Consider the following 13,884-nt stretch of genomic DNA (forward strand, 5'->3'; position numbering starts at 1 on the left):
AACGAATTTAGAAACTGTATGAAAACAATTGACAAAATACCTACTACCAAATTAGGTAGAACTGCAGAACTCGTAAAAACGGGAGTGAAGGTAGGTGGGAATTATCTAAAATACTACGGTAAAAAGGCTGTTAATCCTGATTTAACTAAAGAACAGTTAAATGAAGATAACGCTGCTGATATATACAATGGATTGAAAAATTTAAAAGGGAGCGCTCTTAAAGTAGCACAAATGCTTTCTATGGAAAAAAACATTCTACCCAATGCCTATGTAGAAAAGTTTTCTTTATCACAGTTTAGTGTACCACCTTTATCTCCTCCATTGGTTAGAAAAACATTTAAAAAATATCATGGGAAATACCCAGAAGATCTATATGATTCGTTTGCAACTCAATCTGTAAATGCTGCAAGTATCGGTCAGGTACATAAAGCTATTAAAGACGGGAAAAAACTTGCTGTGAAAATTCAATATCCTGGAGTTGCAAACAGTATAAGTTCTGATTTGGCGATGGTAAAACCCATCGCCATCAGAATGTTTAACTTAAAAGGAAAGGACTCCGAAAAATACTTTAAAGAGTTAGAAGGAAAATTACTTGAAGAGACGGACTATATATTAGAAGTTAAGCAAAGTAAGGAAATAACAGGGTCTTGTGCTAAGATTCCCAATTTGCGATTTCCAAAATACTATGAGGCACTATCTAGTGAACGTATCATCACTATGGATTGGATGGATGGACTTCATTTAAGCGAATATGCAACACAAAATAATGATCAGGAAAAAGCAGATAAAATTGGTCAGGCATTGTGGGATTTTTATATGTATCAAATGCATATTCTTAAGGCAGTGCATGCTGATCCTCATCCAGGAAATTTTTTAGTTGATAAAGATGATAACCTTATTGCGATTGACTTTGGATGTGTAAAGAAAGTGCCATTAGAATTTTATACTCCTTATTTTGAATTAGCAGAAAAGAAAAATATTGATAATCCGGAATTTTTTAATAAAAAAATGTTCCAATTAGAAATCCTCAGACAAGATGATTCCCCTGAAGAAAAAAGATTCTTCTCAGAGTTATTTCATGAAATGTTGAGCCTTTTTACAACACCTTTTAATGTAGAGGAATTTGATTTTGCAGATGAGACATTTTGGAGAAAGATAACAGAATTAAGTGAAAAATATTCTAAAGACACAGAGTTAAGAAAAATGAATGGAAATAGAGGAAGTAAACATTTCTTATATATCAATCGTACGTTTTTTGGCTTGTATAATTTGTTACACGATCTAAAAGCAAAGATCCAAGTAAGGAATTATGAAAAGTACCTATAGTCGGTCATTCGACTGACTTGGTTTGTTTATTTATTGGTTAGGTTGTTAGAAAGATGTGCTGTGGTTGGCACATCTTTCGCTTTTATTAGTGAAACTATATTTTGAAAAATTGCGGAGCAATGTATTTAAAATAGATAGTTGAACTCATCCCGATTTTTCAGTGGAATCTCAAGTTTACCACCTCGAAGCTTATTTACTACATGTTTTTAGCTTAAATAAATTGGAATATAGCTGTTCTTTATATGATTTCTATTTAAATTATTGTCATGAATCTATTAAATATTAAAAAATGATAGTAATGAAATATGTTGATATAATTTAAAAATACATTTATCGTATCTTCACATCTTAGAAAACCCCTAAAAATGTTTAGAAGTAAAATATACACATTTACTCTTGTTGTTGTGCTTCACTATTGTGCATTTTCGCAGCAGAAAGAAGTCATAGTTGATTTAATAGATAAAGTAGAAAATGCAACCAACAAAAATGAAAAACTTCAGTTGTTGGACTCCTTATCTGGAGAAATTGGTAAAATGCATGATAAAGATTTTGAATTTTATAAACAAAATTTTTCCAAATATACGCTTCAATATATAAATCTAGCTAAACAATTGGATAGTATTGATTTAGCTGCTTTTAGGACCTCTAAACTCACTTATCATTATCTTCAAGTGATAAATAAACCCGATTCTGCTCTTGTTATTGTAAATAATATTCTCGGGGATAGTAATAAAATTAAAAATAGAATTAATTTGGGACACCTGTATGTGAAAAAAGCAGGGGCAAACTACCAAATTGATGATTTAGAAAAGGCAATAATAGATTATAATAATGCCGAAAAAGTTTATCACGAAACAAAGGACACCATTTATGAAGCTGATGCGGTATATTTTAATGGACAGGCAACAGAACGATTAGGTAGACTTTCTCAAGCAGTGATAAAATATCAGACTGCTAATACATTGTATACTGCGATGAAAGATACAGCGTATATGGCATATAGTGGATTGGCGATATCAGGGATTTTTAGTCAACTTTATCTTTTGGAAAAATCTTTTGAAGAAAGAAAACGGATTAGAGCGTTGCTAAATAGTCAAAAGAACAAAGACTATAGAGCTCTTTCAGAGTTAAGTATAAATGATGCTCGTGATTTTGTAAAAACAAAAGAATATATAAAAGAAGGCGAAGCATATCTCAAAGCCCTTGAATTAGCACAAAAGGGTAAGTTAAGTGTTTTTGATTTGTTTAGGATAAGAGCCTATGTATCTGGGTTTTATTCAAAACATGATAAAACTGAAATTGCTCAACGATATTTAGATACGCTAGAGTTGACGCCAGAATTAGTGAAGAATCCGTATGATCGAATGTTTTATTTAAAAGCTTTAGGAACACTTAAAAAAGCTCAGGGAAAATATAATGAAGCTATCCCCATATTTGAGGAAGAACTAGAGATTTTCAAAAAATCTAATGATTTACAAAGTCAAGTACACATCGAAAAAGAACTTTATGAGTCAAATAAGGGAGCAAATAATTTTTCTGATGCTATCATTCATTTAGATAGACATCTATTGTTGAAAGATTCTTTATATAATATTACTCGTTCTAATAGTGTTATTTATTATCAAACACTTTATGAGACTGAGAAGAGAGATAGTAAGATTGCTATCCAAAAAGCTAACATCGATATGTTAGAAGCAAAGGATAAAGCGAAGAAAAATTTATTAATATTTGGAGGTATAGGTTTAAGTCTATTGTTCATATCTATATATTTATATAGAAATAGAATGTTATTGGTAAAGAATAAAAAATTACAACAATCCTTTTTACAAGAACTTCTACAAACACAAGAACGGGTTGGTAAACGTATTTCTAAAGATTTACACGATAGTGTCGGTCAAAGTTTGTTGTTGGTCAAAAATAAGGTTCTTCAAAATAAGGATCAAAAGACAGCGAGTATTGTAGATGGAGTAATTGATGAGGTACGTGCAATATCTAGAAGTTTACATCCGTTTAAGCTAGAAGAACTTGGCCTCACAGTAACACTACAAAGTAGTGTAGAGATGATTGATGAGAACTATGATATATTTATTTCAGCAGAAATTGATAATATTGATACGGTTTTTGATCAAGAAAAAGAAGTTAATATTTATAGATTAGTGCAGGAGAGTTTTAATAATATTCTCAAACACTCTAATGCAAGATCTGCAGAAATTATAGTAATCAATAAAGAAACTGATGTAGAGATAATTATCAAGGATAATGGTAAAGGTTTTGATGTTTCTAAAGAAAAGTCATCTGTTTCAAAAATTGGCCTTAAAACATTAAGTGAACGATCAAAATTCTTGAAAGCCAGCTTTAAAATACTTTCAGAGATTGATCAGGGAACCACACTTATATTTAATATACCAAAGCATGTTTAAACCTAATATACTTATCGCAGATGATCATCCTTTGCTTTTAAGGGGGTTAGAAGAGTTTTTAAAAGAAAAAAAATATAATATTATTAGCACTCATGCTGATGGACTCTCTGCGTATAATGCAATTATAAAAGACAAACCTGATATTGCTATTTTAGATATTGAAATGCCTAACCTTACCGGGGTTGATGTTGCAAAAAACTGTAAGCGGCATGGTATGGATACCAAGGTTATTTTAATAACTCTTCACAAAGAGAAAAAATTCTTTGAAGAAGCAGTAAAATATAATATTCATGGGTATCTGTTAAAAGAATTTGCCTTAAGTGAAATAGAAGCCTGTATAGCAAGTGTTTGTAGAGGAGAACCTTATTTTAGTGAAAAAATATATAAACGATTTACCCATATAGGAGAAGGAAATTCTGATATAGAAAAGTTAACTCCATCAGAAATAAAAATTTTAAAGCGTATAGCAGAAGAAATGACTAGCACTGAGATAGCAGAGCTATTGAGTATTTCGGTAAGAACTGTAGAAAAACATAGAGCAAATATTATTAGGAAACTTACCCTGGAGCAAAAACCTAATGCTTTGCTCATCTGGTCACAGAAAAATAAACAGTTATTATTGTGATGTATACACATATATTCTGATGTAAGATTACGTAGAGCTACGTATGTTATAGCGCCTCATGTATTTATATCTTTGCTTATATAATATTTAAAGAGAAAACAGATTAATGTAATGTTGGATGTTAATACTGAAATATATAGTTCTAGAGGTAGTACTTTTTTAGTGTATCCAAACCCAATAAAAGGAGAGATTTATATTGATCGCACAACTAATTTGTCTACTGCTCGATGTAGCATTTTTGATCCAAAAGGGCATTTGGTTAAAGAAAATAAAAAATTATCAATCAGAAATACAATCTCATTTGTATCGTTCCCAGCAGGGATGTATACGATTAAGATATGTGATGAAAATAGAACAGTTATTAAGAAATTTCTAAAACTCTAGTTTTTAGGAAGATTGGGGGAATGGGGACTATCGACTTTAGTTGGTGGTCTCTTTTTTGTTGATCTGTTTGTTGTTTTCTAGGGTATTATATAACAATATGTACTTTACAGTATTTTTTAAGCTCAGATTTTAGAAAAATTACTTAGAACTCTTAGTAAATTTTAAAGTTCATTTTCTTTATATCGCTACTATGTGGGTATTTATAATTGTATTTGTTATGCGTGCATATAATATAATTGCTGTTTCTTTTATCAAGATGCTAAGAATACATATATTGTCCGCCAGTTTTTAATTAAGCGTAAAATAAAGCACAATACACAATAATTAACTATATGTATACTTCAAAAATATCTGGATTGGGATATTATGTTCCTGAAAATGTGGTGACAAACGATGACCTTTCTAAAATAATGGATACCAATGATGAGTGGATTCAGGAGCGAACAGGTATAAAACAAAGACGTCATATCAAAAAAGGTGATGGTAATAGTACTTCTGTAATGGGAGTTAAAGCTGCAAAAATTGCAATAGAAAGAGCAGATATTTCTAAAGATGATATAGAATTAATAATTTTTGCTACACTTAGTCCTGACATGTATTTTCCAGGAGGAGGAGTACGGGTTCAGGATATGATGGATATGAAAACTATTCCGGCATTGGATGTTCGTAATCAATGTAGCGGATTTGTATATGCAATATCTGTTGCAGATCAGTTTATAAAAACCGGAATGTATAAAAATGTTTTGGTTATTGGAAGCGAAAATCACAGTGGAGGTTTAGATATGACTACCCGTGGACGAGGAGTTTCTGTTATTTTTGGTGACGGCGCAGGCGCAGCTGTATTGACAAGAAGTGAAGAAGAGGGTAGAGGAATTTTATCGACACACTTACATAGTGAGGGGGCACATGCAAAAGAATTATCTTTAGAAGGGCCAAGTACAGAACATTGGGTTCCTGAGATTATTGCAGAAGACCCACAAGAGAATATTCCTTATTATCCATATATGAATGGTCAGTTTGTTTTTAAAAATGCTGTAGTGCGTTTTTCAGAAGTAATTAATGAAGGATTACAGGCAAATAATCTTACGGCGGCAGATATTAATATGTTAATACCACATCAGGCAAATTTAAGAATATCTCAATTTGTACAAAGACAATTTAAACTATCTGATGATCAAGTATACAATAATATTCAAAAATATGGAAATACTACAGCTGCTTCAATTCCGATAGCACTTACTGAGGCATGGGAAGAAGGCAAAATCAAAGAAGGAGATTTGGTGGTGTTGGCGGCCTTTGGAAGCGGATTTACATGGGGTAGTGCTATTATAAAATGGTAGTATTGTAAATCGATGACTAGGCTAGATGATAAATTAAAACGAAAAACGCGAAGCAATTAAGCTTCGCGTTTTCTTATCTAATAACTCGGTTATTAATTTTTTAAAGGCTAATTCAAATAAATCATAACCATGATTACTATATTAAACGTAACAAATTGCAATGTGTTACAGAATTTGTTGTTTTTTTACATTTTTTTAACGTTAATTTAGTTTTTGAGGAATCTGTATTGAATTTAACACATTCATTAAGCATTGTTTTTCTTATTAACATATTTATTAAAAAAAGTGCTGTTAAAGTATGCCTCCACCTGATTTTTCGTTATTATCTCTGCGTTTCCTAGATGCCTTTCTGTTTTTTCCACTTCCAAACCTATAGGATAGCCCTAAAAAAACAGTTTGTGTTTCTCCTTGAAATTGCCCATTTTGTGGGTAAGGATTGTCTCCAGAAAATCTAAAACGCATTGTATTAAAAATATCATTAAAGTTAATACTAGCCGTTCCTTTGCCTTTCATGAAGTTGTATCGAGCTCCTGTATTTACAAAGTAAAACGGTTTAGTTTTAAATAATACACCTTCTTGTTCTCCACGGTAAAATCCAAAAACTTGAAAAGTTAAATTTTTAGTAGCTTTAAGACTATTGTTAATTCTAAAATTATAGATTACGGCATCAACTTCACGGTTTACATTTTCTACTACTCCTTTTTGAGTTTGCCCATAAAGATCAAAACTTGCATTAAAACTCCACCAATTGGTTACTTTATAATTACTTGAGATTTCTATACCATAGGCAGAATTGTTTTCAAAATTATCAAAAGTTAATATTTGACCTTCTTCTACATCTGGATTCTCTATTAGTACTTGATTGATTTCATCATTGATTAATCGATAAAATACTCCTCCAGTAACTGAGCCTTTTTCTAATTTTCGTGTATAATTAGCTTCAACAGAATTAGTAAATTGTGGATCAAGAGACGGGTTTCCTAAAGAAACAATTCTTGGGGTGCTCCATTCTCGTATTGGGTTTATTTGATTTAAACCAGGTCGATCAATTCTACGACTATAACTTAACTGATAGCTGTTCTTTTCTCCAGGAGTATAATTAAGATATCCTGATGGGTATACAGTAAAAATATCGTCTTCAAATATTTTTTCACCATTAAATACAGCTTCTACTTCATAGTTCTCTATTCTAGCACCTAATTGATATGACCATTTTTCAAAATTCTGACCAAATGTTGTGTAAAATGAATGGATATCTCTATCATAACTATATTTTGAATCCTGAAAAAGAGTAGATTCATAATCATTATCGGTTCTTCTTAATCGAGTCTCATATCCTATTTCTAGTTTGGTCTTTTCTGATAAAGGGTTTACATAGTCCAGGTTAATTGTCGTATTTTTCCTTTCGTTATTAATGAGATCATTATAGTTTGGTAGTGAATTGTTTCCTCCTATAAAAAGAAAATCATCATCACTATCACTTTCAAAAACATTATAATCGACTTCAAGTTCTATATTATGTCCTTCTTTCTTAAAGTCATGTTTATAGTCAAAATTATAAGTAGAGCCTAAATTATCACTATCACTTATTAAATCTTGTGTTAAGTTGCTTTGATCATTATTTAAGAAAATAATGTCTGTGGATCCCTTTGTTAAACCATCAAATAGATTTTGATTGGTATATACAGAGACAGTATTGTTATCATTAATAAAGAAATCCATCCCGAATTTAAAGAGATGTGATTTATTATTATCTAAAAATTGAAAATCTGTTCTGTAATTTTGATCTTCTCTAAAAACAAAACCTGCATTTAGGTTTTTGGTAATATTATTACCATAGTTACCATAAAAATTTATTTTACCTGTTCTATAATTTAAATCGACAGAACTATTAAAACGAGCATTTTTATCATAATTAAGCCCTAGATTAACATTACCATTAAATCCTATGTTGCTATTTTTATGTAATACAATATTAATAATACCACTCATTCCCTCTGGATTATATTTGGCAGAAGGATTTGTAATTAATTCGATTTTCTTAATAGAAGTTGACGGAATTTGCCTTAATAGTTGAGAAGCGTCAATGTTAGTGGGCTTACCATCAATAAGAATACGAACATTTTGATTTCCTCTTAAAGCAATATTACCATCTTGGTCTACATTAACTGAAGGTATATTATTCATGATTTCTGCTGCACTACCTCCAGTTGTGGTTAAATCTTTACCAACATTAATAACTTTACGATCAATTTTTTGTTCGATAGTAGTTCGTTCTGCTACTATAGTTACATCGTCTAAAGCTTCAGCGGCTTCCTCTAGTGTAATAGTACCTAGGTTAAGATCTTTGTTCTTTTTTGAAATCTCGATACCTTGGGAATATGTTGTGTATCCTATAAATTGAACTTTTAAAGTATAATTTCCTTTCGGAATATCGGTAATTAGGAAATCTCCGTTTTCTGTTGTAATTCCGCCTGTTATTACTTTACTAGCTCCATCATTAATTACAATTGTGGCATAGGGGATAGGTTGGTTTAAGTTCTTGTCGATAACTTTTCCTTGGATAGTACCTACCACAGCTTCATTACCGGGTTGAGCAGAAAGCAGAAGGCACCAAAATGAGAAAAGTAATAAAACAGTTTTTTGATTAAGTGTTTTCATTTTGAATGTTTATTTGATTGATATATGCAATGCATTGTACTTTGTATAACATAATACAGATGCGAATTTTTTACTAAAATTAGCACGGTGATTAATCGTGTATAAAGGTTAGACGACCTTGTCTAAGTTCTGTTACATCTAATTTTAGACTTTAACATTATATTAAATAATTAAAAACCGCCCTTTGAAAAAAGGGCGGTTTTCTATAATAACCAAATAGTAACACTAACCATCAACTATGAATAAAATTTGATTATTATTTAAGTAACTAACTAACTAAATTTATGAAAATTCATATCTTTTATAAGTAAGACGTACCACATAGATTTGTGTTACACTCATCTTTTGTTTTTAACATTTTTCAAGTCATTTTTAACGTTTTTTACTACATTTGAAGCCTTAAAAGATACCTTTCGTTTAAAAAAACAAATACTATTTTATGCAGAAAAAAACATTAGTTCTTGGTGCTTCTTTAAAGGAAGATAGGTATTCAAATTTTGCAATTCATAAATTAGTAAGTCATAACCATAAAGTTACTGCTGTTGGTTTGAGAAAAGGAGAGGTAGCAGGTGTTCAAGTTGATACAGATATACAGAATATAGGTGATATTGATACCGTAACTTTGTATTTAAATCCTAAGAGACAACAACCTTATTATATTCCTATTGTTAACCTACATCCAAAAAGAGTGATTTTTAATCCGGGGACAGAAAATCCAGAATTTTATAAAATTCTTAGAGAAGCTAATATAGAGATAGAGTTGGCTTGCACTCTTGTGTTACTTTCTACGAATCAATATTAATCCAAAAAATGTAATTAGACCATTAAGAGGTAGTAATTCATAACCTATTTCATATCCTCCAATTAATTCGGGAGGAATATTAGATATTCCGATTATAATCAAAACTGAAGCTAAGGCTACTATCCAGCTATATTGATCATGGATTTTATATTTTGTAAAAATCCCAAAAGAAAATAAACCTAACAGAGGTCCATAAGTATAGGTTGCTACGGTTAATAAGTTACTTATAACATTTTCTGTAAGTACATGTTTAAAAACAATAATGACTAAAATCAATAGTATACTCATACCAACGTGAGTCCTTTTACGAATTCCGGTTTGTAACTCTTTGTCTTTTTTCTCGATGTTTAGAAAATCTACACAAAATGATGTGGTCAATGAAGTTAGTGCACTATCTGCACTACTATAAGCTGCTGCTACCAAGCCAAGAATGAATGATATAGCTAATATAATTCCCAATCCTCCATTTATGGCTATTTCTGGGAATAACAAGTCTGTTTTGGCTTTTCCATCCATTAGGGGGGTACTTACATCAAATTGATCTGAATAAATAAATAACAGAGCACCTAAAAGAAGAAAAATAAAATTAACTACTATTAAAACCAGACTAAAGGAAATCATATTCTTCTGAGCTTCTTTTAAATTACGACAAGTAAGGTTTTTTTGCATCATATCCTGATCTAATCCGGTCATACAGATAGTAATAAACATACCGCCTATAAACGATTTTAAAAAATGCCCTTTTGCCAGAAAATTATCTAAGAAAAATATTTTATTATAGTTGGCTAATTCGTCAGAGTTTAAAAATTCTGAAAAAGACCACCCAATTTTATCATTGATGTAAAAAATAGCCATTCCAACAGCTATCAACATGAATAATGTTTGCAAAGTATCCGTCCAGACTATGGTTTTAATTCCACCTCTAAACGTATAAATCCAGATAAGAATGATAGAAAGTATTACAGTGATTTCAAAAGGTATATTCCATTCATCAAAGATATATTTTTGTAGCACTATAGCTACAAGATATAGCCTGAAAGATGCCCCCAGGACTCTGGAGATAAAAAAGAAAAATGCTCCGGTTTTATAACTTACAATACCAAATCTCTGTTCTAAATATTGATATATTGAGGTTACATTTAATCTATAATATATTGGCATCAATATGTATGCAATGACAAAATATCCAAATAAATACCCCAAAACCACCTGCATATAGCTAAACTGTGATGCTTCTACCCATCCAGGTACAGAAATAAAGGTTACACCGCTTAGGGAGGCTCCGATCATTCCAAAAGCAACAATATACCATGGTGATTGTCTATTGGCTTTAAAGAAAGCATCATTTCCTGAATTTTTCCCTGTAAAATATGAGATAAGAAGGAGGACCCCAAAATAAGCCGCAATAAGGAGTAGAATGTGTAAAGGTTGCATGAATTTCGGTTAAAAATGATTCCCAAAATACAAATTAACCAGAAACCCTAGAGTATAAATTTAAAACTATTTATTTCTAACATCACTTTCGATCATACCATCTCGCAAACGAATTACTCGATGCGCGTGTGCTGCAACTTCTTCCTCGTGAGTTACTAGAATAACGGTGTTGCCTGCAGCATGGATATCGTCAAAAAGCTGCATAATCTCTAATGAAGTTTTAGAGTCTAAGTTACCGGTAGGTTCATCTGCTAATATTATAGAGGGTTTATTAACTAATGCCCGTCCAACAGCGACACGTTGTCTTTGCCCTCCTGATAATTGATTAGGTTTGTGATCCATACGATCAGAGAGTCCAACATCTGTCAATACTTCTTCTGCTCTTACTATTCTGTCTTTTTTAGAAGAGCCGGCATATACCATGGGCAGCGCAACATTATCAAGAGCAGTAGTTCGAGGAAGTAAATTAAATGTCTGAAAAACAAAACCAATTTCCCGGTTTCGGATATCTGCCAATTCATTATCTGTCATTTGGCTAACATCATTTCCATTTAAGTTATAAGTGCCATCGGTCGGTGTGTCCAGACATCCCAAAAGATTCATAAGAGTAGATTTACCAGAGCCTGATGGCCCCATAATTGCTAGGTATTCTCCACGTGCAATATCCAGGTCAATGCCTTTTAATACATATACAGTTTCTTGACCCAGTTGAAAATTTCTTATAATTCCTCTGATTTCTATGACATTTCCCATGTAGTATTATTTACAAATGGTTAAGATACAATTTTAGACTATATGACGCAGTAGGTAAAAAGTTGTTACATGATGAAGTGCAAAATATTCTCGCTTCTGATAAGATTTAAGCATAGGCTTAGCGTTAAAGCTGAGTTAAAACCTGATAGCCCTTTATTTTCTGATTATTAATATGATTTTTGTCATTTTTCATGGTGAAGCTTAAAATTAGTTTTGCGCAAAACATAACTAACATAAATAAATATGAAAGCACTTAAACGCCCTGAGCCTATCAATGTAGAAATTGCCTTAGATCCTAAGGAAACTATAATGAGTAAAACCAATCCTAAAGGAATTATAGAATACGCGAATGACTATTTCATGCAAATTTGTGGATATGAAGAACAAGAACTAATTGGTCAGCCTCATAACGTGATACGTCACCCCGATATGCCTAAAGTGATTTTTAAATGGTTATGGGAACATTTATTAGCAAAGAAAAATATACATGCTTTAGTGAAAAATTTAGCAAAAGATGGAAGGTATTATTGGGTGATTACCGATTTTGATGTAAAAGTAGATGATGAAGGGCAAATAGCTTCATTTTTTGCAAGAAGAAAAGCTCCACCTAGAGATACAATAACAGCAATAGATAGTCTGTATAAAAAACTATTATCAATAGAGCAGGCAAGTGGTGTCGAAACGGCAGAAAAATATTTGATTGGTTTTCTCGAAGAAAAAAATATGACCTATGGTGAATATATAGAAGAAATTTGTTTACCCGAAGAGAAAAGCACGTATGATCCAAAGGACTTACAATACCACAAACGTAGAACTGTATTTTCAAGAATGTTTAGGTAGTATTAATGGTATATGATATAGAATTATATTTGATTTAAGGTTTAATACCTTTTAATTCGTAAGGCCCAAACTATCATAAAATAGCTTGGGCTTCTTTTTAAGAGACTCTTTATGAGTTTCAATAAACTTATTTAATATCTCTACTGGATAATACTTCTATGATTTTTTGTGCAACAATTTCTGAGGATAAATGATTCTGACCTGTAATAAGATTTCCATCAACTTCTATATGAGGTGTATTTCTTGGTGAAAACTTAAATGTTCCTCCTCTTTTTTCAATAGTTTTTTGAATAAAAAAAGGAAACTGTTTATAGTATTCTTTATTAGGATTTTCATAGCTGTCTGGATAACCATTAACACGTTTTCCTTGCACAAGATATTTTCCATCTTTTGTTTTTAAATTTACAATTCCAGCAGTCCCATGGCATACAGAAGATATAATACCGTTATGTTGTTCATATATTTCCATTGCTATTTCCTGAATATTCTTATTTTCTGGAACGCCATACATAGCGCTACCACCACCAACATAATAGACAGCCTTGTAGTTTTTTGCATCTATTTGTGCAGGTTTTTTTGTATTTTCTAATGCTGCCATAAAATCATTATTGTATAAATATTCTTTTTGTAACTGATCAGAAGTGTTGATATATGCAAGTGGTATTGCGCCTCCTTCGGGACTTACAAAATCAATAGTATAACCAGCCTTCTGAAAGGTGTGATATGCGTTAACAATTTCAGAAAAACTATTACCTGTGTTAAGTTTAGAGTTTCCATAGAAATGAGCATTTGATACAATGAATAAAATATGATCAGCATTATTTTTGTCAAATGTTCTTTTAGAAGCTGATTTACTCATGATCACCCATGATCCTTCTAATTTTTTCATTAAAAAAAGATCTGTAAGACGTAGTTCTCTCTCAGGAATTAAAATTTCTACTTTGGCAACGGCAATATCGTTTTCTCGATCGATGTTGAGTATTCTTCCCGTTCTTCCGCTAAATTTGTTTTGTTCTCCTTTTTCATACCAACTAATATACTCACTTGAGGGTACTACCCAAAGTTCATCATTTTTGTTATTTAGATACAACTTTGCATCTTTATAAAATGCTTTACCTATTTGTTCAGGTCTTCTATAAGAAGTTCCTTCTATATAATGATTCAAAGCGTCAGCAATGAGTTTTTCTTCAGATTGAGCTTGGGTTGTACCAAAAAATGCTATGCAGGCTATTGTGTAAAAAAGATTCTTCATGTTTTTATTTTTTTAAAGAACCACAATAATATAGGCTATCGTTATAA

General features: G+C 31.4%; 11 protein-coding genes. 7 read left to right on the forward strand and 4 right to left on the reverse strand.

Features of this window, described 5'->3' with window-relative positions; translation table 11 throughout:
• Window positions 1-18: 18 nt before the first annotated feature.
• The 5 genes from PQF96_RS27100 (at window position 19) to PQF96_RS27120 (ending at window position 6,095) form a co-directional block, all read left to right on the forward strand.
• Window positions 19-1,326 (forward strand): ABC1 kinase family protein, encoded by a 1,308-nt coding sequence (locus PQF96_RS27100; protein WP_109437989.1) that lies wholly within the window; start codon window positions 19-21, stop codon window positions 1,324-1,326.
• Window positions 1,327-1,691: 365 nt separating this feature from the next.
• Window positions 1,692-3,746 carry a tetratricopeptide repeat-containing sensor histidine kinase gene (locus tag PQF96_RS27105; protein WP_271770107.1) on the forward strand — a complete coding sequence of 685 codons (2,055 nt, stop codon included), beginning with the start codon at window positions 1,692-1,694 and terminating at the stop codon, window positions 3,744-3,746.
• Window positions 3,739-4,371 (forward strand): response regulator, encoded by a 633-nt coding sequence (locus PQF96_RS27110; RefSeq protein WP_109437991.1) that lies wholly within the window; start codon window positions 3,739-3,741, stop codon window positions 4,369-4,371. Before PQF96_RS27105 ends, PQF96_RS27110 begins: the two co-directional genes overlap by 8 nt.
• Window positions 4,372-4,482: 111 nt before the next feature.
• The gene (locus tag PQF96_RS27115) at window positions 4,483-4,755 is read left to right on the forward strand and encodes a T9SS type A sorting domain-containing protein (RefSeq protein WP_271770110.1); all 273 of its coding nucleotides are present in this window, start codon (window positions 4,483-4,485) and stop codon (window positions 4,753-4,755) included.
• Window positions 4,756-5,087: 332 nt separating this feature from the next.
• On the forward strand, window positions 5,088-6,095 hold the full coding sequence (locus PQF96_RS27120) for a 3-oxoacyl-ACP synthase III family protein (RefSeq protein ID WP_109437993.1): 1,008 nt from the start codon (window positions 5,088-5,090) through the stop codon (window positions 6,093-6,095).
• 291 nt (window positions 6,096-6,386) lie between these two features.
• On the opposite strand, the gene PQF96_RS27125 is transcribed toward PQF96_RS27120, so the two are convergent.
• Window positions 6,387-8,756 (reverse strand): TonB-dependent receptor domain-containing protein, encoded by a 2,370-nt coding sequence (locus PQF96_RS27125; RefSeq protein WP_271770112.1) that lies wholly within the window; start codon window positions 8,754-8,756, stop codon window positions 6,387-6,389.
• A 439-nt stretch (window positions 8,757-9,195) separates the two neighbouring features.
• On the opposite strand from PQF96_RS27125, the gene PQF96_RS27130 reads away from it, so the two are divergent.
• Window positions 9,196-9,558 carry a CoA-binding protein gene (locus tag PQF96_RS27130; protein ID WP_271770114.1) on the forward strand — a complete coding sequence of 121 codons (363 nt, stop codon included), beginning with the start codon at window positions 9,196-9,198 and terminating at the stop codon, window positions 9,556-9,558.
• On the opposite strand, the gene PQF96_RS27135 is transcribed toward PQF96_RS27130, so the two are convergent.
• Together PQF96_RS27135 and PQF96_RS27140 are read right to left on the reverse strand one after the other, a co-directional pair.
• Window positions 9,535-10,992 carry a sodium:solute symporter gene (locus tag PQF96_RS27135; RefSeq protein WP_271770116.1) on the reverse strand — a complete coding sequence of 486 codons (1,458 nt, stop codon included), beginning with the start codon at window positions 10,990-10,992 and terminating at the stop codon, window positions 9,535-9,537. The genes PQF96_RS27130 and PQF96_RS27135 overlap by 24 nt on opposite strands.
• Window positions 10,993-11,058: 66 nt before the next feature.
• Window positions 11,059-11,745: an ABC transporter ATP-binding protein gene (locus PQF96_RS27140; RefSeq protein WP_109437997.1), complete on the reverse strand. Its 687-nt coding sequence runs from the start codon at window positions 11,743-11,745 to the stop codon at window positions 11,059-11,061.
• Window positions 11,746-11,988: 243 nt separating this feature from the next.
• On the opposite strand from PQF96_RS27140, the gene PQF96_RS27145 reads away from it, so the two are divergent.
• Entirely contained in the window at window positions 11,989-12,585 is a 597-nt protein-coding gene (locus PQF96_RS27145) for a PAS domain-containing protein (RefSeq protein ID WP_271770118.1), read from the forward strand.
• 127 nt (window positions 12,586-12,712) lie between these two features.
• On the opposite strand, the gene PQF96_RS27150 is transcribed toward PQF96_RS27145, so the two are convergent.
• Window positions 12,713-13,837: a nuclear transport factor 2 family protein gene (locus PQF96_RS27150; protein ID WP_271770120.1), complete on the reverse strand. Its 1,125-nt coding sequence runs from the start codon at window positions 13,835-13,837 to the stop codon at window positions 12,713-12,715.
• Window positions 13,838-13,884 lie beyond the last annotated feature (47 nt).

The sequence above is a fragment of the Aquimarina algiphila genome, assembly GCF_947494415.1.
Classification (GTDB): domain Bacteria; phylum Bacteroidota; class Bacteroidia; order Flavobacteriales; family Flavobacteriaceae; genus Aquimarina; species Aquimarina algiphila.